This window comes from Kluyvera sp. Awk 3 (assembly GCF_028069715.1).
Classification (GTDB): domain Bacteria; phylum Pseudomonadota; class Gammaproteobacteria; order Enterobacterales; family Enterobacteriaceae; genus Kluyvera; species Kluyvera georgiana_A.
Genome location: NZ_JANEWH010000004.1, coordinates 32,791 through 59,675, shown reverse-complemented (window position 1 = coordinate 59,675; position 26,885 = coordinate 32,791). Strand labels below are relative to the sequence as shown.

The following is a 26,885-nucleotide window of genomic DNA, read 5'->3' as shown; positions in this document are numbered from 1 at the left end:
GGGAAGGCGTGTCCCGAGTTTGACGTGGGGCCAGATTTAGCATACAAGGAGTACCGATTTGAGTGTCAGTACGCACCGCTCCTTCTCCTGTAGTCTGCTGATTTAATCTGTTGCCAAACCAGCCGGAGTATTGAGATAATTTTCAGTCTGACTCTCGCTCTATTGCATAAGAGGTTTCAGTTCATGTCCAGCGACGCGCGATGTTCTGCGGCGCGGATTTATCATTAACGAATAGTCTTAGTAGTACCAAAAAAATGGCAGAGAAACGCAATATCTTTCTGGTTGGGCCCATGGGTGCCGGCAAAAGCACTATTGGGCGCCAGCTGGCTCAACAGCTCAATATGGAATTTTACGATTCTGATCAAGAGATTGAGAAACGAACAGGCGCTGACGTGGGCTGGGTCTTTGATGTCGAAGGCGAAGAAGGTTTCCGTGACCGCGAAGAAAAAATCATCAATGAGTTAACGGAAAAGCAGGGTATTGTTCTGGCGACAGGCGGTGGCTCTGTAAAATCACGTGAAACGCGCAATCGTCTCTCCGCTCGTGGTGTCGTCGTCTACCTGGAAACGACCATTGAAAAACAGCTAGCGCGCACTCAGCGTGACAAAAAACGCCCGCTGCTGCAGGTCGAAACGCCGCCGCGTGAAGTACTCGAGGCGCTGGCTGACGAACGTAATCCGCTGTACGAAGAGATTGCCGACGTCACCATTCGCACTGACGATCAAAGCGCAAAAGTTGTCGCCAACCAGATTATTCATATGCTGGAAAGCAACTAATACTGGCCAGAAAAGTAGAACGCCAGCGAATATAAGTCACTAAGGTGGACGTCGCGTTATGGAGAGGCTTACAGTAACTCTCGGGGAACGTAGTTACCCGATTACCATCGCGGCTGGTTTGTTTAACGATCCAGCTTCCTTCTTACCGCTCAAGTCTGGCGATCAGGTTATGCTGGTCACCAACGAAACGCTGGCACCGCTTTATCTGGACCAGGTTCGAACCGTGCTCGAGCAGGCTGGCGTGAAGGTTGATAGCGTCATTCTGCCGGACGGCGAACAGTATAAAAGCCTGGCTGTGATGGATACCGTCTTCACCGCGCTTCTGCAAAAACCACACGGTCGTGATACCACTCTTGTCGCCCTGGGCGGCGGTGTGATTGGCGACTTAACCGGTTTTGCGGCAGCGAGCTATCAGCGCGGCGTGCGCTTTATCCAGGTGCCTACCACTCTGCTTTCGCAGGTGGACTCTTCGGTTGGCGGCAAAACCGCGGTCAACCATCCTCTCGGCAAAAACATGATTGGCGCATTCTGGCAGCCGGCCTCTGTGGTGGTTGACCTGAATTGCCTGAAAACATTGCCGAAACGTGAACTTTCTTCCGGCCTCGCTGAAGTCATTAAGTACGGCATCATTCTGGATGCCCCGTTCTTTGATTGGCTGGAAAATAACATTGATGCGCTGATGGCGCTGGATGAAAAAGCAATGGCGTACTGTATTCGCCGTTGTTGTGAGCTGAAAGCCGATGTTGTCGCTGCCGACGAGCGCGAAACCGGGTTACGTGCTTTACTCAATCTTGGGCATACGTTTGGCCATGCCATTGAAGCCGAAATGGGCTATGGCAACTGGCTGCACGGCGAGGCCGTGGCGGCGGGTATGGTGATGGCGGCTCATGCCGCTGAGCGACTGGGCCAATTTGACGCTCAGGATACTCAGCGTATCATCGCGCTGCTCAAGCGAGCGGGTCTGCCGGTCGCCGGTCCGCAGGAGATGACGGCGCAAGCCTATCTGCCACATATGCTGCGAGATAAAAAAGTCCTGGCTGGCGAAATGCGCTTAGTGCTGCCGTTGGCTATCGGGAAAAGTGAGGTACGCGGTGGCGTATCCCACGATGTGGTTCTTGGCGCTATTGCTGATACTCAGCAGGCGCAACTATAAGAAAGGTCTAGCCGCGTTCGCGCGGTGTTTTAACTTCAGGTGATGTGCAATTGTCGTGGCATAAGCCTTTTAGTGGGGTGTTAAATGGATGAATTTAAACCAGAAGACGAGCTGAAACCCGATCCCAGCGATCGTCGCACTGGTCGCTCTCGTCAATCTTCCGATCGTGACAACGAGCCACAGATCAACTTTGATGATGTGGATCTCGATGCGGATGAGCGTCGTCCGTCCCGTAGTCGCAAAGCACGTGAAGAAGTTGAACCGGAAGACGAATACGAGGAATCTGACGAAGCCGACGAGGGTGATGCAGAAGAAGTCGTAGAGCGCCGCCCGCGTAAACGTAAAAATGTCGCACCGCGTAAGCCGGCTTCCCGTCAATACATCATGATGGGGCTGGGCGTCGTCGTGCTGCTGGTGCTGATCGTCGGCATCGGTTCGGCATTAAAAGCGCCGTCTTCAAACGATCAGAGCGCCTCTGGTGAGAAGAGTATTTCTCTGTCTGGCGGCGATAACGTCGATCAGGCCAATGTCACCCAGAGCCAGCCTGCGCCGGAAGCGAACCCGCAGCAGGACGTTTCGCTGCCGCCAATTTCCTCTACGCCGACCCAGGGCCAGCAAACCGCTGCGCCGGACGGACAGCAGCGCGTAGAAGTGCAGGGCGATCTGAATAATGCGCTGACTCAGCAGCAGGGCCAGATTGATAATGCCGTGGTCAATTCCACGCTGCCGACTGAACCCGCGACCGTCGCACCTATCCGTAACGGCGCGCGTCCGGCGGTAACGGCGCCGGAAACCCCGCGCCAGACTGCGACTGCTCCGCGTCCGGAACGTAAGCACACGGTCATCGAAGCCAAGCCTCAGCCTGTTGCCCCTGCGAAAACGCAGACGACGACTGCGCAGAGCAAACCTGCTGAAGCGAAGCCGGTTACGACCGCGCCGAAGCAAACCGTGACGGCCGCAGCGCCAACTAAAGCGCCGGCAGCCGAAACGGCGAAACCAGCGGCCAGCACCACTGCTCCTGCTGCTACCGCCGCCGCGACGGCAGCCCCAGCAGCGGCAACCGGTAAGTCCGCAGGCGATGTCGGTTCGTTGAAATCAGCTTCAGGCTCGCACTACACTCTGCAGCTCAGTTCCTCTTCTAACTACGACAACCTGAACGGTTGGGCGAAGAAAGAGAACCTGAAAAACTACGTGGTGTATGAAACCTCTCGTAACGGCCAGCCGTGGTATGTTCTAGTCAGCGGCATCTACGCATCGAAAGATGATGCCAAACGCGCCGTGACCACGCTGCCAGCCGACGTACAGGCGAAAAACCCGTGGGCGAAACCGCTGCATCAGGTTCAATCTGACCTGAAGTAATCGCCGTTTCGTTAGCAACCGCCCCGCTTGTACCATTGGGTATGAGCGGGGCGTAGAAGCGCAGGATGCTGTCGGAGCTTTCTCCACAGCCGGAGAGAGTGTAAGTAGTCAGGCCGCATGAAAAAAAATCGCGCTTTTTTGAAATGGGCAGGGGGGAAGTACCCACTGCTCGATGAAATTCAAGGCCATCTGCCGAAAGGTGATTGCCTGGTTGAACCCTTCGTTGGTGCTGGATCGGTATTCCTGAATACCGATTTTTCGCGTTATATTCTGGCTGATATCAACAGCGACCTCATTGAGCTCTATAAAATTGTTAAAACGCGCGCCGATGAGTACGTTGAGCAGGCGCGGATGCTGTTTGTGCCCGAGAGCAATAACGCTGAGCGCTACTATCAGTACCGCGAAGAGTTTAACGCCAGCACCGACTTGTTCCGTCGCGCGGTGCTGTTTTTGTACCTCAACCGCCACGGCTACAACGGCCTGTGCCGTTACAATCTGCGCGGTGAGTTTAACGTCCCGTTTGGGCGCTATAAGAAACCTTACTTCCCGGAAGCCGAGCTACGCCACTTTGCTGAAAAAGCGCAAAATGCCGAGTTCTACTGCGAGTCTTATGAAGACTGTATGAAGCGCGCCGGGAAGAATGCTGTGGTTTACTGCGATCCGCCGTACGCGCCGCTGTCGGCGACGGCGAATTTTACGGCCTACCACACTAATAGCTTTAGCCTGCAGCAGCAGGAAGTTCTGGCGCAGAAAGCGGAAGAACTGATGGCGAAGCGAATACCGGTGCTTATCTCAAACCACCGTACGCCGCTAACGCTGGAATGGTATAAAAACGCAACGCAGATGCACGTCGTGAAGGTTCGACGCAGCATTAGCCGCAACGGCGGCACGCGTAAAAAGGTGGACGAGTTGCTGGCGCTGTATCGCCTGCCGGATAAAAAACAACGTTAAAGACCCTAATGGATAGGCTCTGAGGAGATGCGGATGAAACAGTACCTGATTGCCCCTTCAATTTTGTCGGCCGACTTTGCCCGCCTGGGAGAAGACACGGCGCGTGCGCTGGCTGCCGGGGCGGATGTGGTTCATTTCGATGTTATGGATAACCATTACGTGCCGAACCTGACCATCGGGCCGATGGTGCTGAAAGCGCTGCGTGACTACGGTATTACCGCCCCTATCGATGTACACCTGATGGTGAAGCCGGTGGACCGTCTGGTTCCGGACTTCGCCGCCGCAGGCGCCAGCATCATCACCTTCCACCCGGAAGCCTCCGAACACGTTGACCGCACGCTGCAGCTGATTAAAGAGCACGGCTGCAAGGCGGGGCTGGTGTTTAACCCGGCCACGCCGCTGAGCTATCTCGACTACGTGATGGATAAGCTGGACGTTATTCTGCTGATGTCGGTGAACCCGGGCTTCGGCGGCCAGTCCTTTATTCCGCATACGCTGGAGAAGCTGCGTGAAGTGCGTCGCCGTATTGATGAATCTGGCTATGACATCCGTCTTGAAGTCGACGGCGGTGTTAAAGTGAACAACATTAGTGAAATCGCGGCGGCGGGAGCGGACATGTTCGTTGCCGGTTCGGCGATTTTTGGCCAACCTGACTACAAAAAAGTCATTGATGAAATGCGCAGTGAGCTGGCAAAGGTAAGTCATGGATAAATTGCAAAGTATTCGCGGCGTCGCGTTTGACCTCGATGGGACGTTAGTCGATAGCGCGCCGGGGCTGACGGCGGCGGTGGATAGCGCGCTGTACGCGCTGGAACTGCCGGTCGCCGGTGAAGACCGCGTGGTCACCTGGATTGGCAACGGTGCCGATGTACTGATGGAGCGAGCGCTGAACTGGGCCCGTCAGGAGCGTGCGACTCAGCGTGCGGCGCAGGGCAAACCGTCCGTCGATAGCCACGATATTCCTCAGGATGAGCAGCTTCGCGTGCTGCGTCGCCTGTTCGATCGCTATTATGCTGAATTTGCGGAAGAAGGCAGCTTCCTGTTCCCGCACGTTGCGCAGACGTTGGCCGCGCTGCACGCCAACGGCCTGCCGCTGGCGGTCGTGACCAACAAGCCGACGCCGTTTGTGGCGCCGATTCTGGCGTCGTTGGGCATCGACAGCTACTTCTCCGTGGTGATTGGCGGCGATGATGTGCAAAACAAGAAGCCGCATCCGGAGCCGCTGCTGAAAGTCGCTGAGAAGCTCTCCATTACGCCGCAAGCGCTGCTGTGTGTTGGCGATTCACGCAACGATATTCAGGCCGCAAAAGCGGCGGGCTGCGCCTCCGTCGGCCTGACCTACGGCTATAACTATGGCGAAGCCATCGCGCTCAGCGAGCCGGACGTTGTCTTCGACCACTTTAACCAACTTTTGCCCGCTCTTGGGCTTCCGAACAGTGAAAATCAGGAATCAGAACATGACTAAGCCCATCGTATTTAGCGGCGCACAGCCGTCAGGTGAACTGACTATCGGTAACTACATGGGTGCGCTGCGTCAGTGGGTCAATATGCAAGACGACTATCACTGCATCTACTGCATCGTTGACCAGCACGCGATTACCGTTCGTCAGGATCCGCAGGCGCTGCGTAAAGCCACGCTCGACACCTTAGCGCTGTATCTGGCCTGTGGTATCGACCCGGAGAAAAGCACCATCTTCGTACAGTCTCACGTGCCGGAGCACGCGCAGCTGGGCTGGGCGCTGAACTGCTACACCTATTTCGGTGAGTTGAGCCGTATGACTCAGTTCAAAGATAAATCCGCGCGTTATGCGGAAAACATCAACGCCGGTCTGTTCGATTATCCGGTGCTGATGGCGGCGGATATCCTGCTGTATCAAACCAACCAGGTGCCGGTGGGTGAAGACCAGAAGCAGCACCTTGAGCTGAGCCGTGATATCGCCCAGCGTTTCAACGCTATCTACGGCGACGTGTTTAAAGTCCCAGAGCCGTTTATTCCGAAGTCCGGCGCACGCGTGATGTCACTGCTTGAACCGACCAAGAAAATGTCCAAGTCCGATGACAACCGCAACAACGTGATTGGCCTGCTGGAAGACCCGAAATCGGTGGTTAAGAAGATCAAACGTGCGATGACCGATTCCGAAGAGCCGCCGGTAATTCGCTATGACCTGAAAGAGAAAGCGGGCGTGTCTAACCTGCTGGATATTCTGTCTGGCGTCACCGGTCAGAGCATCCCAGAGCTGGAGAAACACTTCGAAGGCAAGATGTATGGCCACCTGAAAGGGGAAGTTGCCGAAGCGGTTTCCGGGATGCTGAGCGAGCTGCAGGAGCGCTATAACCGCTACCGCAATGATGAGGCCTTCTTGCAGAAGATCATGAAAGAGGGTGCGGAAAAGGCCAGCGCGCGTGCTTCCGAGACGCTGAAGGCGGTGTACGAAGCGATTGGTTTCGTGAGCAAGCCGTAAGCATAGGGCATACCCGGCGTTGTGTTGTTTGGCCGGGCGAGAGAATAAAAAAACCGGGATTATCCCGGTTTTTTTGTGTTAGTGATTTGAGAACCAGTTTAGCTGTTCACGTAAGGCCACCACTCGGCCAACGATAATCAGCGCCGGGCTAGCCATCTGCTGCGCCAGCTCGCCGAGCTGTGTCAGCTGACCGTCGACGACACGCTGGTTAACTGCCGTACCGTTCTCCACAATAGCGACCGGCATATCGGCCTGCATGCCGTGTTCAATGAGCTTCTGCTGGATGGTAGTGGCCTGATTCAGCCCCATATAAAACACCAGCGTTTGTTTCTCTGCCGCCAGATTTTCCCAGTCCAGCTCGCCGCCGGTTTTCAGGTGGCCGGTGACCAGACGTACGCTCTGGGCGTAGTCGCGGTGGGTGAGAGGAATGCCAGAGTAGGCCGAGCAGCCGGACGCCGCGGTAATTCCCGGTACGACTGAGAACGGAATACCCGCCTGGCACAGGGTTTCCAGCTCCTCACCGCCACGACCAAAGATAAACGGATCGCCGCCTTTCAGACGTACCACGCGTTTGCCTTGTTGCGCTTCACGCAGCAGGATTTGGTTGATCTCGTCCTGCGGCACGCAGTGATAGCCTGCGCGTTTGCCGACAAATACGCGATTGGCATCGCGACGCACCAGATTCATAATATCGTCGGAAACCAGACGGTCATACACGACCACGTCCGCCTGTTGGATCTGCTGTAGCCCCTTAAGCGTCAGCAATCCGGCGTCCCCCGGCCCGGCACCGACTAGGACCACTTCACCCCGATGGTCCAGCGGGGTATTCAGTAACTGTTCGGTTTCGTCTTCTACTGCCTTCTGATCCTGGTTCGCCAGCGACTGCGCCAGACGATCGTTCACAAAGAGTTTTTCCCAGAAACGGCGGCGTTCACCCATTGTGGCAAACTGCTTTTTCACCCGCGCGCGCAGCTGGCCGGCATAGTGCGCCACCTGGCCCAGATGTTGAGGTAGCATCGCCTCGAGCTTTTCGCGCAGCAGACGCGCCAGCACCGGGGAAGTGCCGCCGGAGGAGACGGCGACCATCAGCGGCGAGCGGTCAATAATCGATGGCATGATAAAGCTTGCGGCTTTCGGGGCATCGACCACGTTACAGAAAATACGGCGTACTTCCGCTTCGTCGCTCACCTGCTGGTTTACCGCGTCGTCGTCAGTGGCGGCGATCGCGAGCCAGCAAGGATCAAGCAGCGCTGGCTGGAAGTCGCCCTCGACGAGCGTCAGCATCCCCGCATCTGCCCAGACGTGGAACTGCGGAACGTAATCCCGCGCGTTTACCGTCAGGCGCGCGCCCGCGTCCAGCAGCAGACGCGCCTTGCGCTCGGCAACATCGCCGCCGCCGACCAGCAAACAGTCGCGATCGCGCAGTTGGCAAAAGATGGGTAAGTGATCCACGGGGCAACCTCACGGAATTAACAATAGAAATGCGGGGAATGAATAATGCGGGTAAGGATAACAGCAGACATCGTATGGAATACACGATTTTTCCTGCTGTTACCCCGTTAAGGTCATAAGTTTTTGCTATTACTTATGCCGAAAACGATCAGGCCTTTAGCTGTACCAGACCGTCTTTGACGCGCACGTCGTAATGGGCGACGGAATGGCTTTCGTCTTCCATGCACAGGCCGTCACGCAGGCGGAAGCGCTGCTTTTTCAGCGGGCTGGCGACCCACAGTTCGCCCTGGTGTTCGGCAATCAGGCCGCGGGACAGCACGCTCGACTCGAAGAAAGGGTCGATGTTGCTGATGGCGAACACCTGATTATCGGCGTAGGGGCGGAACACCGCCACCTGCTGGTCGCCCAGCAGGGCGCAGACGCCGGTGGCTGGCACAATCGCGTCAATCTTGCAGATATTTACCCACTGGCTCATGCGTTTTCCTCCACCAGAGTTACCGGAATGCGTTCGTACGGCGTGGCCGGGCGGTGCTGGGCACGTTCAGGAACCACCTGCACGTTCGGGTCACGCTGCTCGCTGTTGATAAAGTGTTTGAAACGAACCTGAGCGGCCGGGTCGTTGACCGTTTCGGTCCATTCACAGGCAAACGCGTCGCGCAGGCGAGCGATCTCTTCTTCCAGATGCTCGTTCAGGCCCAGCTTGTCGTCGATGATCACGGAACGCAGGTAGTCGATACCGCCTTCCATGTTATCCAGCCACGGCGCGGTACGCGTCAGCTTATCGGCGGTGCGGATGTAGAACATCATAAAGCGGTCGAGGTACTTGATCAGCGTGTCGCGATCGAGGTCCGCCGCCAGCAGATCCGCGTGGCGCGGTTTCATGCCGCCGTTGCCGCAGACGTACAGGTTCCAGCCTTTTTCTGTCGCGATAATGCCAACGTCTTTGCCCTGCGCTTCCGCACACTCGCGGGTACAGCCGGAGACGCCAAACTTCATCTTGTGCGGCGTACGGATGCCCTTGTAGCGGTTTTCCAGCTCAACGCCGAAGCCGACGCTGTCGCCGACGCCGTAACGGCACCAGGTGCTGCCTACGCAGGTTTTCGCCATACGCAGCGCTTTGGCATAGGCGTGACCAGTTTCGAAGCCGGCTTCAATGAGCTGACGCCAGATTTCCGGCAGGTCGTCTTTCTGCGCGCCGAACAGGCCGATACGCTGGGAACCGGTGATTTTGGTGTACAGGTTGAATTCACGCGCGATACGGCCCACAGCTACCAGACCTTCCGGGGTGATTTCACCGCCCGCAGAGCGCGGAATAACGGAATAGGTGCCGTCTTTCTGGATATTGGCGAGGAAGTTGTCGTTGGTGTCCTGCAGCGGCGTATGCTGCGGCTTCAGGATGTATTCATTCCAGCAGGAGGCCAGCAGGGAACCGACGGTTGGTTTACACACTTCACAACCGTAGCCTTTGCCGTATTTCGCCAGCAGTTCGTCGAAGGTTTTGATGCCTTCTACACGAATCAGGTGATACAGCTCCTGACGGGTAAACGCGAAGTGTTCACAGAGGTTGTTGTTCACTTCGATGCCCTGTTTCGCCAGCTCGGCGTTGAGCACCTGGGTGACCAGCGGGATACAGCCGCCGCAGCCGGTACCGGCTTTGGTTTCGGCTTTCAGCGCCGCGACGGTATGGCAGCCTTTGTTGATGGCGGCGACCAGGTCGCCTTTGGTCACGTCAAAGCAGGAGCAGATTTGCGCGCTGTCCGGCAGTTTATCCACGCCGATAGACGGCTTACCGCCGCTGGCATGCGCGGGCAGAATCAGCGCGTCCGGGTTTTCCGGCAGCTCAATCGCGTTCAGCGCCAGCTGCAGCAGGTTGCCAAAGTCGCTGGTGTCGCCCACCAGAACCGCGCCGAGCAGCGTTTTGTTGTCCTGGCTGACGATCAGGCGTTTGTAGACCTCTTTGCTTTCATCGAGGTAGACGTAGCTGCGTGCGCCCGGCGTACGGCCATGCGCATCGCCAATGCCGCCCACGTCAACGCCCAGCAGCTTCAGCTTGGCGCTCATATCCGCGCCCTGGAAGCTGTTTTCGCTGCCGAGGATGTGGTCAACGGCAACCTGAGCCATTTTGTAGCCCGGCGCAACCAGACCGTAGACGCGGTTTTTCCAGCTGGCGCATTCGCCGATAGCGTAGATATCCGGGTCGGAGGTCTGGCAGCGGTCGTTAATCATGATCCCGCCGCGCTGGGCGACTTCCAGACCGCACTGGGTAGCCAGTTTGTCACGCGGGCGAATACCGGTGGAGAAAACGATAAAGTCGACTTCCAGCTGGCTGCCGTCGGCGAAACGCATGGTTTTACGCGCGTTTTCGCCTTCCTGAACGATCTCTTTGGTGTTTTTGCTGGTGTGAACCTTCACGCCCATGCTTTCGATTTTGCGCTTCAGCTGCTCGCCGCCCATCTGGTCGAGCTGTTCGGCCATCAGCATGGGTGCGAATTCGATCACGTGGGTTTCGACGCCGAGGTTTTTCAGCGCGCCAGCCGCTTCGAGGCCAAGCAGGCCGCCGCCCACTACCGCGCCGCGTTTGCTACGGCGCGCGCAGGATTCAATGGCGTTCAGATCTTCAATCGTACGGTAAACGAAGCAATCCTGAGTTTCAGACCCTTTGATAGGCGGGATCCACGGGTAGGAGCCGGTTGCCATAATCAGTTTGTCGTAAAAAACGGTACGACCCGCGCTGGAATGGATCACCTTCTCTTTACGGTTGATGGTGATGGCGCGCTCGCCGACCAGCACCTTCACGCCGTGCTTCTCATAGAAGCCTTCGCGCACCAGCGACAGCTCTTCCGCCGTGTGGTGTGAGAAGTAGGAAGAGAGGTGTACGCGGTCGTAGGCGATGCGGGGTTCTTCACAGAAGACGGTAATATCAAACTGGCTGGCGTCGGATTTATCGAGAAGATCCTCGATAAAGCGGTGGCCGACCATGCCATTACCGATAATTGCGAGTCTGACTTTGCTCATTTTTGCCTCGATTTCTATTCTAATACTGCCTACCTTAACGATTCAGCTAGTGGGATTATTGATTCAAATCAATTTAGCCTTTGCCTACCCCTTAATGAGTAGGGTGATGATTTTTAAGTGTTTTTGTAAGTTGCGGAAAATACTCAACTTTATTTGCTGTTTGTTTTTTGTGCGGAAAGGGTAAATAAACGGCGATTTGGCAGGCGCGGAAAACGAGGACAAGAAGCGCCCCTTTTCATGGTGAAAAGGGGCGAAGCGGATTAGTGAGAGGCTGACGCCGCGTGCTGGCGATGACGGCTCACAAAGCCGAGGATTAGACACATGACGAACACCACGGCGTACAGACCGTTTGCGGTCGTCAACGCCGCCAGCGGGCCGCTATGGGCAACGATAGGCCCGGTAACCACGAAGGTCAGCATGGTGCCGATGGTGCCGCAGGTCAGCACAAAGTTAACCAGTTTTGGTGAGGCGATTTTGGTCTGCAGGGAGCCCAGCGTAATAATTGAGGTATAGATAGCGCTGGAGAAGAAGCCCAGAGTCAGGATAAACCATGCCAGGTGCTGCGGTTCGCCGTGGTTGAACAGGTACATCATCACGGTGGCAATACCGGCCAGCACGGTCAGGATGCGCTGCAGATCGAAGAAACGCAGGATAAAGCTGAAGGCCCACATACCAAACATGTAAGACATCCAGAAGTCGCTGACCAGTTTGCCGGCATCGTTCAGGCTCATGCCCAGGCCTTTGGCGTATTCCGGTACCCAAGAGATAAAGCCCAACTGGCCGAGGATGTAGCACAGCGCGGCGATGGACAGGAACAGCACACCAATGCCCCACTTCTCTTTCACGATCGGCTGGTCGTTGTTCTGCGCTTTTTTACCCAGAACCGGGAAGTCGCAGCCGAGGGTCAGCACGAAGATGGCCACGTAGATCAGGCCAATGCAGGCGTATACCCAGTACCACTCAATGGTACGGGCCAGCAGCCAGGCGGCGAGCATTGGGAAGATCATCCCCGCCATGCTGAAGAAGGAGTCGGTAAACAGCAGACGCGCGCCGCGCTGACGCCCTTCATACATGTGGGTGATGAGGAAGGTACCAATCGACATGGTGATCCCGCTGACCAGCCCCAGTACGAACATGGCGGCGGAGAACAGCGCCAGGCTATGGCTGGTCATCAGACCAATGACCGCCAGCACCATCAGGATAAAGCCAAAACGCAGCTGCGTTTTCAGCGGAACGATTTCCATCAACCAGGCGTTGAGGAAAATCGAGATCAGGATCCCAGCGTTCAGGAAGGTAAAGGTGTTACTCATGCTGGAAACGGGCAGATTGAAGTAATCGGCGATGTTTCCCATCACCATCCCGGTGACGATCACCAACGCACCGGTAAGGGCGTAGGAGAAGAAGCTGATCCATGTGAGCTTGATACGATTGCTGTTAGTCATGACTGGCCTGTGAATAGTTGTGTAAAGCGCGTTGACACTGCGCTGAGCGGGCAGATTTTAGTCACTGAGGTGATGTATTCATAGTTTTATTACGCAAACGTTGGCGTATTACACTTTTCATTGTGATCTAGATCACAAAATCAAGCTCGTGAATTCTTACCCTGCTCATTATGAGCGTTACATCCGCGTAAACTTTGGTAAAGCACTGGCCTGAGGGGCTATCCCTCTTTAGAATCAAGCCACTCGCTTTCTCTACTGCACCTGTTAAAGGAATTCTCATGCTCAAATCAACTCTGGCGGCCGTGGCGGCTGTTTTTGCTCTCTCGGCGATGGCTCCTGCGGCTTTTGCAGCCACTACGAATCCGCACGTGCTGCTGACCACCTCCGCAGGCAATATCGAGCTGCAGCTGGATAGCCAGAAAGCGCCGGTTTCCGTTGAAAACTTCCTGAACTACGTTAATAGCGGTTTCTACAACAACACCACCTTCCACCGCGTGATCCCGGGCTTTATGGTTCAGGGCGGCGGCTTTAACGAGCAGATGCAGCAGAAGCAGCCTAACGCGCCGATCAAAAACGAAGCCGACAACGGCCTGCGTAACACCCGTGGCACCATCGCGATGGCGCGTACTGCGGATAAAGATAGCGCAACCAGCCAGTTCTTCATTAACGTGGCTGACAATGCCTTCCTTGACCACGGCCAGCGTGATTTTGGTTACGCGGTATTCGGTAAAGTGGTGAAGGGCATGGACGTGGCAGATAAAATCTCCCAAGTGCCGAGCCACAACGTTGGGCCGTACCAGAATGTGCCGACCAAACCGATTGTGATCCTGTCGGCGAAGGTGCTGCCGTAAGTCAGGCCGGGCGGCGTCAGGCATGAGGCTGCCGCCCGTATCGCTAAAGCACTCCACACTCGGTAGAATGGCGGCAGATAAATGACCGGAGCCGCCATGATCCTGCTGATTGATAATTACGATTCCTTTACCTGGAACCTCTACCAGTATTTTTGCGAACTGGGGGCCAGCGTAGTGGTCAGACGTAACGATGACATCACCCTTGATGACATCGAGCAACTGGCGCCTGAAAAAATCGTGATCTCACCCGGCCCCTGCACGCCGGACGATGCCGGTATCTCTCTTGATGTCATCCGCCACTACGCGGGCATCCTTCCTATCCTCGGTGTTTGCTTAGGTCATCAGGCCATCGCGCAGGCGTTTGGCGCGCATATCGTTCGCGCACAGCAGGTCATGCACGGCAAAACGTCGCCAATTACCCATCAGCAGCAGGGCGTTTTTCGTGGTTTGAATAACCCGCTGACCGTGACCCGCTATCACTCTTTGCTGGTTGATCCCGATACGCTGGCCGACTGCTTTGAGGTCACCGCCCGCAGTGAAAGCGGGGAAATCATGGGCATTCGTCATCGCGAGTGGGATCTGGAAGGCGTTCAGTTCCACCCGGAAAGCATTCTTAGCGAACAAGGGCACCAGCTACTGGCCAACTTTCTCCAGCGATAGTAGTTGCTATGATGTGATTTTTTATGCATATTTTGTGGATAGATTTTCACACTCATTGCTGCATCGTTTGAAGAAGGGCATGACATGGTAAACAAACAACCTGCGATCACCCGCGCGACCTTCGATCAGGTCATTTTGCCAATCTATGCACCGGCGGAGTTTATTCCGGTGAAGGGAAAAGGCAGTCGCGTCTGGGATCAGCAAGGCAAAGAGTACGTTGATTTTGCTGGCGGTATCGCGGTGACGGCGCTGGGCCACTGTCATCCGGCGCTGGTTGAGGCGCTGAAAACCCAGGGCGAAACCCTGTGGCACACCAGCAACGTGTTTACCAACGAACCGGCGCTGCGTCTGGGCCAGAAGCTGGTTGACGCCACATTCGCCGAGCGCGTGGTGTTCATGAACTCCGGCACTGAAGCCAACGAGACCGCCTTTAAACTGGCGCGTTACTACGCTTCAACCCGCCATAGTCCGTACAAAACCAAAATTATCGCCTTCCATAACGCCTTCCACGGGCGTTCGCTGTTTACCGTCTCCGTCGGCGGTCAGCCGAAGTACTCCGACGGTTTCGGCCCTAAACCTGCCGATATTGTTCACGTGCCGTTTAACGATCTGCACGCGGTGGAAGCGGTGATGGATGACCACACCTGCGCGGTGGTGGTGGAGCCGATTCAGGGCGAAGGCGGCGTGCAGGCGGCGACACCTGAATTCCTCAAAGGGTTGCGCGACCTGTGTGACAAGCATCAGGCGCTGCTGGTCTTTGATGAAGTGCAGAGCGGCATGGGGCGTACCGGTTCGCTGTTTGCTTACATGCACTACGGCGTGACGCCGGACATTCTGACCAGCGCTAAAGCGCTGGGCGGCGGCTTCCCGGTGAGCGCCATGCTGACAACCAACGATATTGCCAGCGCTTTCCACGTCGGTTCGCACGGCTCTACCTACGGTGGTAACCCGCTGGCCTGTGCGGTCGCCGGTGCGGCCTTCGATATTATCAACACGCCGGAAGTGCTTAACGGCGTCAGTGCTAAGCGCGAGCGCTTTGTTCAGCATCTGCAACAGATTAACGCGAAATACGATGTCTTCAGCGATGTGCGCGGGATGGGGCTGCTGATTGGCGCCGAGTTGAACGCGAAGTACAAAGGCCGCGCGCGCGACTTCTTGTATGCGGCAGCGGATGTCGGTGTGATGGTATTGAATGCCGGCCCGGACGTGATGCGCTTTGCCCCCTCGTTGGTGGTGGAAGAGGTGGATATCGACGAAGGCATGCAGCGCTTTGCCCAGGCCGTCGCGAAAATTGTTAGCTAGTTTGCCGCTTTAACCAGCCGCCGTGCCGTGGGCGCTGGCGCCAGGCCACCGACGAAATAGTGTGCATGGTGTTCAGGTGCCCCAGAATTCGCTGGAGATGCTGTTCCATGGTGCTTAACGGCCCGTGGGACAGTGAATCCGGCGCTTCCATAATGTTGACCTCGCCGCTGCTCCCCGCTTCATCGTATTCCAGACGCTGCTGACAGCGTTGTAGAGCAATCTCACACGACTCCAGGTACTGCTGCGCCAAATCAGGCGTCAACATATTGTGCTCGCGCGCCAGCGTCGTCATGGCATTGATGTGCTCGACGATAAACTGGCTGTGGGTCACCCACAGTTTCATATCTTCAAGATAACGTGAATTAAAGCCCGGCTCCTGCATCGCCTGGTTCAGCGTGTTGTACAGCGTGTTGTGTGCCTGGTTGACGCGCATGCGCTGGTAGGCCAGCTTCGGTGCCTGTGGGTCGGGGCTGAGGATCAGGCGGATAGCGTCCTGATCGGCCTCCAGCGCCGCCTGGGCGTTCTGGCGCAACTGGCCGCTCTGCCACTGCGGCCATAGCCAAATCATGCCGCCAAAGGCGATCAGGCAGCCAATGATGGTGTCGATAAAGCGGGCGACAATAAACTCTTCGCCATTAAGCGTCAGGATTTGCAGGGTGTATACCGCGGTGATGGTAAAGCCGACGGTCGCCCAACCGTAGCTGCGACGAATAATCAGGTAGCTCACTAACGTCACTATCAGCATGCCCGTTAGCGCCCAGCCCTGCGGCGTGTGGAAGTGCAGGGCCACGGCGGCGATCACCAGCCCGGCAAGGGTACCCGCTGCTCGGTGGAAAATTCGCACCCGGGTCGCGCCGTAACCGTTTTGCGTGACCAGCAGCACCGTCATCAGGATCCAGTACGGTTTCGGCAGATGCAGCGCCGCGCCCATCAGGCTGGCGATGCTCAGCATCACGCTGAGACGCGCGGCGTTACGCAGGGCCGGAGACTTCAATGACAGATAGCTTTTGAGCGCCGGGAACAGCGGCAGACGGCGTTCTTTGTCGGCCATCAGGTTACGCGGGTACAGCGGGCGCTGGGAGCGTAGCACGCGGGCAATGCGGCTGAAGTGCCAGGCACAGAACTGACCCACCGGGTTATCCGGGTGCTGGTCGGCAATTTTCTCCAGCGCGCCAATCTGTTTATCCATGTTGAAGCGGGTAGGGTAGCGGTGATAGAGAATATCGTCCGCCAGCACGCGCAGGCGTGCGGCTACCGTCCGGGCATTCCAGCGGATCACCGCTTCCGCATGGCTGCGTTCAACCAGCTTCTGCACCTCTTCCGGCTGGTGCAGGCTGACGGAGATATGCTCCTGCAAATCCAGCCCAACCTGGAAAGCGCGCAGCAGCCGCTTGTAGTCATTGTGCTGGTTCGCCGCCAGCATGTGCAGCTGTTGGTAGCACTGGGAAATCAGATCCACCACCTTTTGCTGGCGAGTCAGCAGCGGCGGCAGCGCGGTGGTGGGATCGGTATGCTGGGTGAGCAAGCTGTATTTGGCTTCGCAGTAGTCGGCAAGCTGACGGTAAAGCAGGCTGAGCGACTCGCGTAGCGGCTGCTCGCGCCACATCCAGAACCACCACCAGTTGAATAGCCCGTACCATAATGTCCCCAGCGCGTAGATCAATAATGGCTGCCAGATGGGCATATTCCCTGCCAGGCTGAGGGTAAAAATGGAGGCAATTAGCGAGGCGGGCAGCAGTCGTCCGTGTAGCGCGCTGATCTCTGCCGTGACGCCAAGCAGCAGCGCTAGCCCGGTCAGAATCAGTGGCAAAGGCACATCACGCGCCAGCAGCAACTGAACGGCGAGACTACATCCGGCGAACAGGCAGCCGCCGATGATCAGACGCTTGAAGAAACGCTTATGCGGGGTATCAAGCCCGGCAATGTTGCAGCAGGCGGGCACCAGCGAGAACAGCAACCCCTGCTGGAGGTGGCCGAGCAGTAGACCAATGGCAACGGGCAGACACAGCACCAGCGTTTGCCGCAGTGCATAGTTGACTTCCGGGTGGTAAATCAGCCTGCGCCACATAGGGGGAAAACAAAAACGGCGTACTGCATGACGCAATACGCCGTTTGGGCTGGATTAGCGGGTACCGTAAACGACAATGGTTTTGCCGTGTGCGGAGATCAGATTCTGATCTTCCAGCATCTTCAGGATACGGCCCACGGTTTCACGGGAGCAGCCGACGATCTGGCCGATTTCCTGACGGGTGATTTTGATCTGCATCCCGTCCGGGTGGGTCATCGCGTCAGGTTGTTTCGCCAGGTTCAGCAGGGTCTGAGCGATACGACCGGTGACGTCGAGGAACGCCAGGTTGCCGACTTTCTCAGAGGTAACCTGCAGACGACGCGCCATTTGCGAAGAGAGACGCATCAGGATGTCCGGGTTAACCTGGATCAGCTGACGGAATTTTTTATAAGAGATTTCAGCAACTTCACAAGCGGTTTTTGCCCGTACCCACGCGCTGCGTTCCTGGCCTTCTTCAAACAGGCCTAACTCACCGATGAAATCGCCCTGGTTGAGGTAAGAGAGGATCATCTCTTTCCCTTCTTCGTCCTTGATGAGTACTGCCACTGAGCCTTTTACGATGTAATACAGCGTCTCTGCTTTTTCACCCTGGTGAATCAGCGTGCTCTTCGATGGGTACTTATGAATATGGCAATGAGACAAGAACCATTCGAGAGTCGGGTCTGTTTGCGGTTTGCCAAGCACCATGCGCGGTTATCCTCTGTTATAAGCTCTTCCCGGCGGCAAAAGCATTGCGGCCACCGGTTGCAATAGTATCCTTCCCGTTACCTGGGAAGTCGGCTGTCGAATACTGTCGCAGCCTGTAATGTGATGTCCTCTGCATACATGCAGTACGTTTATGTATTACCGTAGCATCCTGACTGTTTTAGCATAGCTTTAGCCGTGTGTCTCCTGGTGTCTCGCTTCAGCATGACGTCGATCGCCTTCCATTGCGAGAATTGTTATGTGCGCGTAATCTGAGAAGAAAATTGCAACCTTGGAGTTAAAAATTATGCAAGCGCGTGTGAAATGGGTTGAAGGGCTGACCTTCCTCGGTGAGTCCGCTTCTGGACACCAGATCCTGATGGACGGCAACTCTGGCGATAAAGCGCCAAGCCCAATGGAAGTGGTGCTGATGGCGGCGGGCGGCTGTAGCGCCATCGACGTGGTGTCTATCCTGCAGAAGGGCCGCAACGACGTGACCGACTGCGAAGTGAAGCTGACCTCCGAGCGTCGTGAAGAAGCGCCGCGCCTGTTCACCCACATCAATCTGCATTTTATCGTCACCGGTAAAGGGCTGAAGGATGCGGCGGTTTCCCGCGCGGTGGATCTGTCTGCCGAGAAGTACTGTTCTGTTGCGCTGATGCTTGAAAAAGCGGTGAATATCACCCACTCCTATGAAGTGATCGAAGGGTAATTCCTCGCACGTAGCGAATCCCTCGCCCCTGTGGGGTGAGGGTTCGTGCATTAGTTTCGCCCTTCCATCATACGCTGCACCAGCGGTGTCATGATCAATTCCATCGCCAGCCCCATCTTCCCGCCGGGAACCACCAGCGTATTCATATGCGAGATAAACGAGCCTTGCAGCATGGCCAGTAGCCACGGATAGTCGATGTTGTCGAGATTGCGGAAGTGAATCACCACAAAGCTTTCGTCCAGCGACGGAATGCCCTTGGCGGCAAACGGGTTAGAGGTATCGACCGTCGGCACGCGCTGGAAGTTGATATGTGTACGTGAGAACTGCGGCGTGATGTAGTTGATATAGTCTTCCATCGAACGCACCACGGAATCCATCACCGCTTCGCGGGAGTGTCCGCGTTCGCTGGTGTCGCGGATCATCTTCTGGATCCACTCAAGGTTAACGATTGGCACGACGCCGACCAGTAGATCGACGTGGCGGGCGACATCATGCTGTGGCGTCACTACGCCGCCGTGCAGTCCTTCGTAGAACAGCACGTCGGTCGGTTCTGGCAGCGGCTGCCAGGGGGTAAACGTGCCGGGTACCTGATTCCACGGCACCGCTTCATCGTAGGTATGCAGATATTTACGCGACTGCCCTTTACCGCTTATGCCATAGTCGCGAAAGGTTTGTTCCAGCAGGCCGAAGTCGTTGGCATCCGGACCAAAGTAGCTAATATGGCGGCCCAAATCACGGGCTTTACGAATGGCCATATCCATTTCCGGACGGGTATAGCGGTGGAAGCTGTCGCCTTCCACTTCTGCCGCGCGCAGGTTGAGTTGAGCAAAGATTTTACGGAAGGCGAGGCTGGTGGTGGTGGTCCCCGCGCCGCTGGAGCCGGTAACGGCAATAACCGGATGTTTGGCAGACATGCGAATAACTCCCTGAAAAGACGACAAGGGAAGCGTGGTAAACGCCTCCTGCCGTTAGAGTATAGTTAACCGCGAAATTGGTTACGGGGCATGATGTTGACGGTCTCATGAAGCTCAGACCAGACCAGCACCGCTTCGCCTGTTTGTAGCTGGTATTTTACGTCGGCGACCTTTTGCGCAAGTGAACGTTCATATTCACCATAATCAGTGCCTTCGCGCAAGACAAAGCTTTCAATCAGGTTGTTCAGCGTCTCCGGGTCGATATCCTGCCAGGGAATAATCATGCTTTTGCTCCCAACCAGCGCATCAACCAGGCGGGAATGCGTTTTTCCAGCCACATTTCCGGGTGGCGCAAAGTGCCGCCGATAAAACCTACGTGACCACCGTATTCCGTCAACTGGTACTCCACGTTCTCCGGCAGCTCTTCCTGTGCGGGGATGGAGTGGTGATCCATAAACGGATCGTCCTTTGAGTGGATGATCAGCGTCGGCTTGGTGATTTTGCTTAAGATCGGCATCGCGCTGCACTGGCGGTAATAGTCAATGGCATCGGCAAAGCCGTGGATCTTCGAGGTAATCGAATCATCGAACTCGCGGATGCGGCGCATGCTTTTCAACTGACGCAAATCGACCGGCAAAGAGCCGGGATAGGCCTTCAGCTTGCGGGCGGCGTTGCCTTTTAGCAGGTTGAGCAGATAGCGCTGATAAACGCGTGAAAAGCCTTTATCCATGTGGTAGCTACAGGCTTCCAGCATAAACGGCGCCGAGACAATCACGGCGGCATCGATGGGCACTTCGTCGCCTTCTTTGGCGAGCAGGCAGGCGAGCATGTTGCCGCCGAGCGAGTAGCCTACCGCCGCCGTGGGGGCGTTGCCGTACTCGCGCGCTAGCCAGTGCAGGAACCAGGTGCCGTCTTCCGTTTCGCCGGAGTGGTAGATGCGGTTCAGACGGTTAGGCTCGCCGCTACAGCCACGGAAATGCATCACCACGCCCAGCCAGCCCTGCGCTTTAGCTGCATTGATAAGGCCGTGCGCGTACGGGCTATACAGGCTGCCTTCCAGACCGTGAAACACCACCAGACGCGGCTTATGGCGCGCGGCCTGCGGATCTTCGCTCCACGCCAGATCGACAAAGTCGCCGTCCGGCAGTTCAAGGCGCTGCCAGTGCGGCGTGAACTGCACCTTACGGCGGATAAGACGCGGCAGCATGGTCTGCAAATGACGATTGCTGACGCCGCGCATCGGCACGAAGTCGGCGCTGCTTTGGGTGTCGATGTTGAGATCGTGGTGGGTGGTTTCAGTCATGTCTACGCGATGTTTACTCGTTAATCTGCCGCCTACTATACCGTCACTTTGCCATTGTGTTTATGAAAATGAGGCACAGGTAGTCGTTTTTATCCCTTTGGGTTCTGATCCTTATCACAAATTGTTACTTCAATTATTACTCTCAAGCTAATGATTCTCTCCTACGCTTAATTGATGACTTTCTCACCAGGGTTCACACTCTTAGCTGTGTTAAGCAATCAAAATGATTAGCTGAATCAGGAGGTTAATAATGTTATCTGGGCAAACGCCAGCACGAGTCTGGAACACCCGCCGCACGGAAAAACAGCGCCGTCTGGCTTCCGTTCCGGTGCAGGGTAAGGTGCTGCCGACCGCAGACCTGACCGCGATGCTGGAAAAACTGATCGCGCCGGGTGACCGCGTGGTATTAGAAGGGAATAACCAAAAGCAGGCAGATTTCTTGTCCCGTATGCTGGCTGAGGTGAACCCGCAGATTGTGCACGACCTGCACATGATTATGCCAAGCGTCGGGCGCAGCGAGCATCTGGATATCTTTGAAAAAGGCATCGCCCGCAAGCTGGACTTCTCCTTCTCCGGCACCCAGAGCCTGCGTATTTCGCAGCTGCTGGAAGATGGTCAGCTGGAAATTGGCGCCATCCATACCTACATCGAACTCTATTCCCGTCTTTACGTCGACCTGGCCCCGAACGTGGCGCTGATTGCCGGTTATAAGGCTGACCGTAAAGGCAACCTCTACACCGGGCCGAGCACCGAAGATACCCCGGCGCTGGTGGAAGCCGCCGCGTTCCACGATGGCATTGTCATCGCGCAGGTGAACGAACTGGTGGATGACGAATGCGACCTGCCGCGCGTGGATATTCCGGGTTCCTGGATTGACTACGTGGTTGTCGCCGACAAGCCGTTCTTTATCGAACCGCTGTTTACCCGTGACCCGCGCCTGATTAAACAGGAACACATCCTGATGGCGATGATGGCGATTAAAGGCATCTACGCGGAACATCAGGTGCAGTCGCTGAACCACGGTATCGGCTTCAACACCGCGGCGATTGAACTGCTGCTGCCAACCTACGGCGAACAGCTGGGTCTGAAGGGCAAAATCTGTAAACACTGGACCCTGAACCCGCATCCGACGCTGATCCCGGCGATTGAAAGCGGCTGGGTAGAAAGCGTGCACTGCTTCGGCGGCGAGCTGGGGATGGAAGAGTACATCCGCGCCCGTCCGGATATCTTCTTCACCGGTTCCGACGGCTCCATGCGCTCCAACCGCGCCTTCTGCCAGCTGGCAGGTCAGTACGCGGTGGATATGTTTATCGGTTCCACCTTGCAGGTTGACGGCTACGCCAACTCCTCCACCGTGACCCGCGGTCGCCTCTCCGGCTTCGGCGGCGCGCCGAACATGGGTCACGATCCGCACGGTCGTCGCCACGCTACCCCAGCCTGGCTGAACATGATCACCGAACCGGATCCGATGCAGCGCGGTAAAAAACTGGTCGTGCAGATGGTGGAAACCTTCCAGGCCGGTGTGAAACCAACCTTCGTTGAGAAACTGGATGCGGTAGACGTGGCGAAAGCCTCCGGTATGCCGCTGGCGCCGGTGATGATTTACGGCGACGACGTGACCCACGTGTTGACTGAAGAAGGTATCGCCTACCTCTACCGCGCCAAAGATCTGGAAGAACGCCGCGCGATGGTCGCTGCGGTTGCCGGTATCACCGATATCGGTCTGGGCGTTGACGCGAAACGCGTCGCCGAACTGCGCCAGAGCGGCAAAGTGGTCTACCCGGAAGATATGGGCATTCGTCGTACCGACGCCACCCGTTCGCTGCTGGCAGCCGGTAGCGTCGCGGACCTGGTGGAATGGTCCGGCGGTCTTTACAACCCACCTGCGAAATTCCGGAGCTGGTAATGAAACTTCTGCCCCAGATTCAGGTTGAAGGCGGTGCCGAATGGCTGGCGCGAACCGCCACGCAGTGTCTGATTGACGAAGCACGATTAAGCCCGAAACCCGGTCTGGTGGACAGTCGGGGGAACGGCGCGCACCACGATTTATCGCTTGCGCTAATGGAGCGCTCTGCGCACAGCCTGACCCCCACGTTTCAGGCGCTTGCGCAACAGAGCTGGCAGCGGCCAGCCGACATTGCGCTGAGACAAACCGTAGGGCGACTCGGCCGTGAAGGTGAGAAGCAGATGATGGCCGCTACCGATGGCGTGAATACCCACCGCGGCGCGATTTGGGCGCTGGGGCTGCTGGTCAGCGCGGTGGCGATGCACGGCGGCGTGGGCAGCGCGCAGCAGGTGGCGATGACCGCCGCCGAGCTGGCAAAGCTGCCGGATGCCGCTGCGCCGAAGGTCTTCAGTAAAGGGCTACGCGCCACTCACCGCTATCAGGTGCCGGGTGCCCGGGAAGAAGCGCAGCAGGCGTTTCCGCACGTGATGCAGCGTGCGCTACCGCAGCTTCGCTTAAGCCGCCTGAACGGCAGCAGCGAAACGCACGCCAGGCTCGATGCGCTGATGGCCATCATGACCTCGCTGACCGATACCTGCGTGCTGTCCCGCGCGGGGCTGGAAGGGCTTGATGCCATGCAAGACGGCGCCCGCGCCGTGCTGAGTGCAGGTGGTAGCGCCCATCCAGCAGGTCAGGCGGCCTTAGCGGCGCTCGATAGCCACATGTTGGCGCTGAACGCCTCGCCGGGCGGCGCAGCCGATTTGCTTGCCGCCACGCTGTTTCTCGATCGCATCGAATCGCCCTATTTCAAGCATTAAGAGGATGTTATGGAACACATTACGTTAACCGTACCGGCCAGCCGCACTTTAAGCGGCAAAGCGCTGGCAGGCGTTGTGGGCTCCGGGGATATGGAGGTGTTATTCACCGCCGACCAGGGCCAGACGTTAACCATTGATATCACCACTTCCGTCGATAACAGCCGCAGCCGCTGGGAAGCACTGATTAACCGTCTGCAGACGGTCAGCAGCCTGCCGGCAGGCCAACTGATCATCCACGACTTCGGCGCGACGCCGGGCGTGGCGCGCATCCGTATCGAACAGGTTTTTGAAGAGGTGAGCTATGCGTGATGACCGCAGTTTTATCGAATTAAAAGCGCGTCAGCGCGCACAGGCGCTGCTGGACGAAGGCAGCTACCGTGAACTGCTCGACCCGTTTGAAGGCGTGATGTCGCCGTGGCTCGGCGCGCAGGGCATCGTCCCGCAGGCCGATGACGGCATGGTGGTGGCGAAAGGCACCATTAACGGCAAACCAGCTGTTGTTGTAGCGATTGAAGGCGCGTTCCAGGGCGGCAGCATGGGCGAGGTGTCCGGCGCCAAAATGGCGGCGGCGCTTGAGTTGGCGGCGGAAGATAACCGCAACGGTATTCCGACTCAGGCCGTACTGAGCCTGGAAACCGGCGGCGTGCGTTTGCAGGAAGCCAACCTGGGCCTGGCGGCGATTGCCGATATTCACGCGGCGATTGTTGACCTGCGCCGTTATACCCCGGTGGTCGGCATTGTCGCCGGGACCGTCGGCTGCTTCGGCGGGATGTCTATCGCCGCCGCACTGTGTAGCTATCTGATTGTCACCCGTGAAGCGCGTCTCGGCCTGAACGGCCCGCAGGTTATCGAACAGGAAGCCGGGATTGAAGAGTACGACTCCCGTGACCGTCCGTTTATCTGGAGCATGACCGGTGGCGAAATTCGCTACCAAAGCGGGCTGGTGGAAGCGCTGGTCGGCGACGGCGTCAACGCGGTGAAAGCGGCGATGAACGAGGCGCTGGCTAAAGGCGTTCCGGCAAAACATCGCACCGATAACTACGACTGGTATCTCGAACGCCTGACCAACTTCGACACGCGTAAACAGGCCGATACCGAACAGATTCATGCGCTCTTTGCCCGGGAGGTGAAATGATGAGTAACGCAATGAGCCGTGGCCAATTATGGCTGGAAACCCTGGCGCCGAACGCTAAACGTATCGAGGGTTTGTGCCCGTCCGTACAGGCCGCTGACGGCGAGCTGAACGGTGAAACGGTGCGTTTTATTGCCGTGGTGCCGGACGCGAACAACCACTACCCGCGTGCTGCGAAAGGCGAAGTGGGCCTGCTGGAAGGCTGGACCCTGGCGAAAGTGGTAAGCGAAACCATCGCCGCCGATGCCGATAAAGCCGTGAAGCGCCCGATTGTGGCGGTGATTGACGTGCCGAGCCAGGCCTATGGTCGTCGTGAAGAAGGCTTTGGCATTCACCAGGCGCTGGCCGGTGCCGCAGCGGCGTATGCCAACGCGCGTCTGGCAGGCCACCCGGTGATTGGCCTGATTGTCGGTAAAGCGATGTCCGGCGCGTTTCTGGCGCACGGCTACCAGGCAAACCGCCTGCTCGCCTTTAACGACAAAGGCGTGCTGATCCACGCGATGGGTAAAGAGTCGGCGGCGCGCATCACCCTGCGTACCGTTGAGGCGCTGGAAAAACTGGCGGCAACCATTCCGCCGATGGCGTATGACATCAGCAATTACGCCACCTTGGGGCTGCTGGAGAATCTGCTGGATATCAGCAATCCGGATGCCCCGTCTGCTAACGATCTGACGCTGGTGTTAAACACCTTGCAACAGGCCATCAACGACGCTCGTCAGGACCCGACGCTGAAAAGCCGTCTGGGTGCCGACAATCGCCGCAGCTCTGCCCTCGTACGCGAACGCATGCGAGCAAGCTGGTAAGTAAAAAAGAGACCTGTCGGATGTACGGCTCCATGGGCGCTTTCCGCGCCCATGCGGGCAGTTGCATCTGAAAAATAATAATCATCGCGCCAGTGCTAACTTTTTTTCATTACAGGTGAAATATGACTTACGTAATTGTTCATGCTCTTGCTCCGATTTTCGTCATTATGTTGCTGGGATTCTGGGCCGGGAAGGCCAAAATGGTGGATAACAAGAATGTCTCCCTGCTCAATATCTTCGTGATGGACTTCGCGCTGCCCGCCGCGCTGTTTAGCGCCACGGTACAAACACCGTGGGCCGGCATCGTTGCGCAGTCGCCGCTGATTGTGGTGCTGACGCTGGCAATGTGGATTACCTATGCCGCCATCTACTTTATGGCGACCAAACTCTTCAATAAATCGCCACAGGATGCCGCCGTGCTGACCCTGACCGTTGCGCTGCCAAACTACGCCGCGCTGGGTCTGCCGATTCTGGGTAGCGTGTTGGGTGAAACCTCTTCCACCTCGCTGTCCGTTGCCGTTTCCATCGCCTGCGGCTCTGTGCTGATGACTCCGTTCTGCCTGCTGATCCTCGAACGTGAGAAAGCGCGTGCGGAAGGCGGTAACTCCGGTTCTACGCTCTCCATGCTGCCGGTGCTGATGTGGCGTTCGATTAAAAAACCGATCGTAATGGGCCCGCTGTTGGGGGTTATCCTCTCTGCCATTGGTATTAAAATGCCGGAGCTGGTACTGGCGGCTATTAAACCGCTGGGTCTGTCCGCGACTGCGGCCGCGCTGTTCCTGACCGGTGTGATCCTCTCTGCGCGTAAACTGCAGATCAACACCGTGGTGATCACCTCGACTATCGCCAAGCTGCTGATTCAACCAGCAATTGCGTGGGGTATCGTGCTCATCTTCGGCCTGCATGGCTCCGTAGCGATTACCGCTATCCTGATGATTGCGCTGTCTGCCGGTTTCTTTGGTGTGGTGTTCGGTAACCGCTTTGGCGTGCAGTCGCCGGATGCAGAAGCCGTGCTGCTGTTGAGCTCGGTACTGTGTATCCTGTCGCTGCCGCTGTTTATCTCGCTGACTTCAGGAATCTAAA

At 56.9% G+C, this 26,885-nt stretch carries 26 protein-coding genes; 17 read left to right on the top strand and 9 right to left on the bottom strand.

The window, feature by feature from the left end:
• Nucleotides 1–254 precede the first annotated feature (254 nt).
• The 7 genes from aroK (at nucleotide 255) to trpS (ending at nucleotide 6,701) form a co-directional block, all read left to right on the top strand.
• Nucleotides 255–776 (top strand): shikimate kinase AroK, encoded by a 522-nt coding sequence (gene aroK, locus NNN71_RS02035; protein ID WP_035892101.1) that lies wholly within the window; start codon nucleotides 255–257, stop codon nucleotides 774–776.
• 58 nt (nucleotides 777–834) lie between these two features.
• The gene (gene aroB, locus NNN71_RS02030; RefSeq protein ID WP_163446694.1) at nucleotides 835–1,929 is read left to right on the top strand and encodes a 3-dehydroquinate synthase; all 1,095 of its coding nucleotides are present in this window, start codon (nucleotides 835–837) and stop codon (nucleotides 1,927–1,929) included.
• 84 nt (nucleotides 1,930–2,013) lie between these two features.
• Complete coding sequence (gene damX / locus NNN71_RS02025) at nucleotides 2,014–3,288, top strand: cell division protein DamX (protein ID WP_271457744.1); 1,275 nt, start codon at nucleotides 2,014–2,016, stop codon at nucleotides 3,286–3,288.
• 117 nt (nucleotides 3,289–3,405) lie between these two features.
• Entirely contained in the window at nucleotides 3,406–4,239 is an 834-nt protein-coding gene (gene dam / locus NNN71_RS02020; protein WP_163446690.1) for an adenine-specific DNA-methyltransferase, read from the top strand.
• A 33-nt stretch (nucleotides 4,240–4,272) separates the two neighbouring features.
• On the top strand, nucleotides 4,273–4,950 hold the full coding sequence (gene rpe, locus NNN71_RS02015; RefSeq protein WP_163446688.1) for a ribulose-phosphate 3-epimerase: 678 nt from the start codon (nucleotides 4,273–4,275) through the stop codon (nucleotides 4,948–4,950).
• The gene (gene gph, locus NNN71_RS02010; RefSeq protein ID WP_271457743.1) at nucleotides 4,943–5,704 is read left to right on the top strand and encodes a phosphoglycolate phosphatase; all 762 of its coding nucleotides are present in this window, start codon (nucleotides 4,943–4,945) and stop codon (nucleotides 5,702–5,704) included. The genes rpe and gph overlap by 8 nt, the downstream gene beginning before the upstream one ends.
• Nucleotides 5,697–6,701, top strand: coding sequence for a tryptophan--tRNA ligase (gene trpS / locus NNN71_RS02005; RefSeq protein WP_163446684.1), 1,005 nt, complete (start codon nucleotides 5,697–5,699; stop codon nucleotides 6,699–6,701). Before gph ends, trpS begins: the two co-directional genes overlap by 8 nt.
• Before the next feature lie 78 nt (nucleotides 6,702–6,779).
• Here the strand turns inward: trpS and cysG are convergent, their stop codons facing one another.
• The 4 genes from cysG to tsgA all read right to left on the bottom strand — a co-directional run bounded on the left by cysG (nucleotide 6,780) and on the right by tsgA (nucleotide 12,610).
• On the bottom strand, nucleotides 6,780–8,153 hold the full coding sequence (cysG, locus tag NNN71_RS02000) for a siroheme synthase CysG (RefSeq protein ID WP_271457742.1): 1,374 nt from the start codon (nucleotides 8,151–8,153) through the stop codon (nucleotides 6,780–6,782).
• 148 nt (nucleotides 8,154–8,301) lie between these two features.
• Entirely contained in the window at nucleotides 8,302–8,628 is a 327-nt protein-coding gene (gene nirD / locus NNN71_RS01995; protein WP_163446680.1) for a nitrite reductase small subunit NirD, read from the bottom strand.
• The gene (gene nirB, locus NNN71_RS01990) at nucleotides 8,625–11,168 is read right to left on the bottom strand and encodes a nitrite reductase large subunit NirB (protein ID WP_167574914.1); all 2,544 of its coding nucleotides are present in this window, start codon (nucleotides 11,166–11,168) and stop codon (nucleotides 8,625–8,627) included. Before nirB ends, nirD begins: the two co-directional genes overlap by 4 nt.
• 260 nt (nucleotides 11,169–11,428) lie before the next feature.
• Nucleotides 11,429–12,610, bottom strand: a complete 1,182-nt coding sequence (gene tsgA, locus NNN71_RS01985) for an MFS transporter TsgA (protein WP_223803761.1) — start codon at nucleotides 12,608–12,610, stop codon at nucleotides 11,429–11,431.
• A gap of 278 nt (nucleotides 12,611–12,888) precedes the next feature.
• Here tsgA and ppiA point away from each other — a divergent pair, with 278 nt between their 5' ends.
• The 3 genes from ppiA (at nucleotide 12,889) to argD (ending at nucleotide 15,423) form a co-directional block, all read left to right on the top strand.
• Complete coding sequence (ppiA, locus tag NNN71_RS01980) at nucleotides 12,889–13,461, top strand: peptidylprolyl isomerase A (protein ID WP_163446674.1); 573 nt, start codon at nucleotides 12,889–12,891, stop codon at nucleotides 13,459–13,461.
• A 96-nt stretch (nucleotides 13,462–13,557) separates the two neighbouring features.
• Nucleotides 13,558–14,121 (top strand): aminodeoxychorismate synthase component 2, encoded by a 564-nt coding sequence (gene pabA / locus NNN71_RS01975; RefSeq protein WP_271457753.1) that lies wholly within the window; start codon nucleotides 13,558–13,560, stop codon nucleotides 14,119–14,121.
• A gap of 84 nt (nucleotides 14,122–14,205) precedes the next feature.
• The gene (gene argD / locus NNN71_RS01970) at nucleotides 14,206–15,423 is read left to right on the top strand and encodes a bifunctional acetylornithine/succinyldiaminopimelate transaminase (RefSeq protein WP_271457741.1); all 1,218 of its coding nucleotides are present in this window, start codon (nucleotides 14,206–14,208) and stop codon (nucleotides 15,421–15,423) included.
• On the opposite strand, the gene NNN71_RS01965 is transcribed toward argD, so the two are convergent.
• Together NNN71_RS01965 and crp are read right to left on the bottom strand one after the other, a co-directional pair.
• Nucleotides 15,416–17,491 (bottom strand): YccS/YhfK family putative transporter, encoded by a 2,076-nt coding sequence (locus tag NNN71_RS01965; RefSeq protein ID WP_271457740.1) that lies wholly within the window; start codon nucleotides 17,489–17,491, stop codon nucleotides 15,416–15,418. The two genes, argD and NNN71_RS01965, sit on opposite strands and share 8 nt — an antisense overlap.
• A 54-nt stretch (nucleotides 17,492–17,545) precedes the next feature.
• A complete protein-coding gene (gene crp, locus NNN71_RS01960) occupies nucleotides 17,546–18,178 on the bottom strand; it encodes a cAMP-activated global transcriptional regulator CRP (protein WP_000242758.1) in 633 nt (210 codons plus the stop codon).
• A 304-nt stretch (nucleotides 18,179–18,482) separates the two neighbouring features.
• Here crp and NNN71_RS01955 point away from each other — a divergent pair, with 304 nt between their 5' ends.
• A complete protein-coding gene (locus NNN71_RS01955; protein WP_064541617.1) occupies nucleotides 18,483–18,887 on the top strand; it encodes an OsmC family protein in 405 nt (134 codons plus the stop codon).
• Between the two features lie 50 nt (nucleotides 18,888–18,937).
• Here NNN71_RS01955 and NNN71_RS01950 read toward each other — a convergent pair whose 3' ends face one another.
• From NNN71_RS01950 to NNN71_RS01940, 3 genes are all read right to left on the bottom strand, one after another.
• The gene (locus NNN71_RS01950; RefSeq protein ID WP_271457739.1) at nucleotides 18,938–19,801 is read right to left on the bottom strand and encodes a phosphoribulokinase; all 864 of its coding nucleotides are present in this window, start codon (nucleotides 19,799–19,801) and stop codon (nucleotides 18,938–18,940) included.
• Between the two features lie 65 nt (nucleotides 19,802–19,866).
• Nucleotides 19,867–20,085: a YheU family protein gene (locus NNN71_RS01945; RefSeq protein WP_271457738.1), complete on the bottom strand. Its 219-nt coding sequence runs from the start codon at nucleotides 20,083–20,085 to the stop codon at nucleotides 19,867–19,869.
• On the bottom strand, nucleotides 20,082–21,104 hold the full coding sequence (locus tag NNN71_RS01940; RefSeq protein WP_271457737.1) for a hydrolase: 1,023 nt from the start codon (nucleotides 21,102–21,104) through the stop codon (nucleotides 20,082–20,084). Before NNN71_RS01940 ends, NNN71_RS01945 begins: the two co-directional genes overlap by 4 nt.
• A 250-nt stretch (nucleotides 21,105–21,354) precedes the next feature.
• On the opposite strand from NNN71_RS01940, the gene mdcA reads away from it, so the two are divergent.
• From mdcA to NNN71_RS01910, 6 genes are all read left to right on the top strand, one after another.
• Nucleotides 21,355–23,010: a malonate decarboxylase subunit alpha gene (gene mdcA / locus NNN71_RS01935; protein WP_038634792.1), complete on the top strand. Its 1,656-nt coding sequence runs from the start codon at nucleotides 21,355–21,357 to the stop codon at nucleotides 23,008–23,010.
• Entirely contained in the window at nucleotides 23,010–23,867 is an 858-nt protein-coding gene (locus NNN71_RS01930; RefSeq protein ID WP_249022665.1) for a triphosphoribosyl-dephospho-CoA synthase, read from the top strand. The genes mdcA and NNN71_RS01930 overlap by 1 nt, the downstream gene beginning before the upstream one ends.
• Before the next feature lie 9 nt (nucleotides 23,868–23,876).
• Nucleotides 23,877–24,176 (top strand): malonate decarboxylase acyl carrier protein, encoded by a 300-nt coding sequence (mdcC, locus tag NNN71_RS01925; protein ID WP_065356471.1) that lies wholly within the window; start codon nucleotides 23,877–23,879, stop codon nucleotides 24,174–24,176.
• Nucleotides 24,169–25,002: a biotin-independent malonate decarboxylase subunit beta gene (locus NNN71_RS01920; RefSeq protein ID WP_249022666.1), complete on the top strand. Its 834-nt coding sequence runs from the start codon at nucleotides 24,169–24,171 to the stop codon at nucleotides 25,000–25,002. Before mdcC ends, NNN71_RS01920 begins: the two co-directional genes overlap by 8 nt.
• Nucleotides 25,002–25,802: a biotin-independent malonate decarboxylase subunit gamma gene (gene mdcE / locus NNN71_RS01915; protein WP_271457752.1), complete on the top strand. Its 801-nt coding sequence runs from the start codon at nucleotides 25,002–25,004 to the stop codon at nucleotides 25,800–25,802. The genes NNN71_RS01920 and mdcE overlap by 1 nt, the downstream gene beginning before the upstream one ends.
• Nucleotides 25,803–25,924: 122 nt before the next feature.
• Nucleotides 25,925–26,884, top strand: coding sequence for an AEC family transporter (locus tag NNN71_RS01910; RefSeq protein WP_137397991.1), 960 nt, complete (start codon nucleotides 25,925–25,927; stop codon nucleotides 26,882–26,884).
• The last annotated feature ends 1 nt before the right edge of the window (nucleotide 26,885 follow it).

Coding starts and splice junctions, on each gene's coding strand:
- pabA (WP_271457753.1), top strand. CDS start 13,558: ATGATCCTGCTGATTGATAATTACGATTCCTTTACCTGGAACCTCTAC.
- NNN71_RS01940 (WP_271457737.1), bottom strand. CDS start 21,104: ATGACTGAAACCACCCACCACGATCTCAACATCGACACCCAAAGCAGC.
- crp (WP_000242758.1), bottom strand. CDS start 18,178: ATGGTGCTTGGCAAACCGCAAACAGACCCGACTCTCGAATGGTTCTTG.
- nirB (WP_167574914.1), bottom strand. CDS start 11,168: ATGAGCAAAGTCAGACTCGCAATTATCGGTAATGGCATGGTCGGCCAC.
- aroB (WP_163446694.1), top strand. CDS start 835: ATGGAGAGGCTTACAGTAACTCTCGGGGAACGTAGTTACCCGATTACC.
- mdcA (WP_038634792.1), top strand. CDS start 21,355: ATGTTATCTGGGCAAACGCCAGCACGAGTCTGGAACACCCGCCGCACG.
- gph (WP_271457743.1), top strand. CDS start 4,943: ATGGATAAATTGCAAAGTATTCGCGGCGTCGCGTTTGACCTCGATGGG.
- argD (WP_271457741.1), top strand. CDS start 14,206: ATGGTAAACAAACAACCTGCGATCACCCGCGCGACCTTCGATCAGGTC.
- trpS (WP_163446684.1), top strand. CDS start 5,697: ATGACTAAGCCCATCGTATTTAGCGGCGCACAGCCGTCAGGTGAACTG.
- damX (WP_271457744.1), top strand. CDS start 2,014: ATGGATGAATTTAAACCAGAAGACGAGCTGAAACCCGATCCCAGCGAT.
- mdcE (WP_271457752.1), top strand. CDS start 25,002: ATGAGTAACGCAATGAGCCGTGGCCAATTATGGCTGGAAACCCTGGCG.
- tsgA (WP_223803761.1), bottom strand. CDS start 12,610: ATGACTAACAGCAATCGTATCAAGCTCACATGGATCAGCTTCTTCTCC.
- NNN71_RS01965 (WP_271457740.1), bottom strand. CDS start 17,491: ATGTGGCGCAGGCTGATTTACCACCCGGAAGTCAACTATGCACTGCGG.
- NNN71_RS01945 (WP_271457738.1), bottom strand. CDS start 20,085: ATGATTATTCCCTGGCAGGATATCGACCCGGAGACGCTGAACAACCTG.
- aroK (WP_035892101.1), top strand. CDS start 255: ATGGCAGAGAAACGCAATATCTTTCTGGTTGGGCCCATGGGTGCCGGC.
- mdcC (WP_065356471.1), top strand. CDS start 23,877: ATGGAACACATTACGTTAACCGTACCGGCCAGCCGCACTTTAAGCGGC.
- ppiA (WP_163446674.1), top strand. CDS start 12,889: ATGCTCAAATCAACTCTGGCGGCCGTGGCGGCTGTTTTTGCTCTCTCG.
- NNN71_RS01910 (WP_137397991.1), top strand. CDS start 25,925: ATGACTTACGTAATTGTTCATGCTCTTGCTCCGATTTTCGTCATTATG.
- NNN71_RS01950 (WP_271457739.1), bottom strand. CDS start 19,801: ATGTCTGCCAAACATCCGGTTATTGCCGTTACCGGCTCCAGCGGCGCG.
- dam (WP_163446690.1), top strand. CDS start 3,406: ATGAAAAAAAATCGCGCTTTTTTGAAATGGGCAGGGGGGAAGTACCCA.
- NNN71_RS01920 (WP_249022666.1), top strand. CDS start 24,169: ATGCGTGATGACCGCAGTTTTATCGAATTAAAAGCGCGTCAGCGCGCA.
- nirD (WP_163446680.1), bottom strand. CDS start 8,628: ATGAGCCAGTGGGTAAATATCTGCAAGATTGACGCGATTGTGCCAGCC.
- NNN71_RS01930 (WP_249022665.1), top strand. CDS start 23,010: ATGAAACTTCTGCCCCAGATTCAGGTTGAAGGCGGTGCCGAATGGCTG.
- NNN71_RS01955 (WP_064541617.1), top strand. CDS start 18,483: ATGCAAGCGCGTGTGAAATGGGTTGAAGGGCTGACCTTCCTCGGTGAG.
- rpe (WP_163446688.1), top strand. CDS start 4,273: ATGAAACAGTACCTGATTGCCCCTTCAATTTTGTCGGCCGACTTTGCC.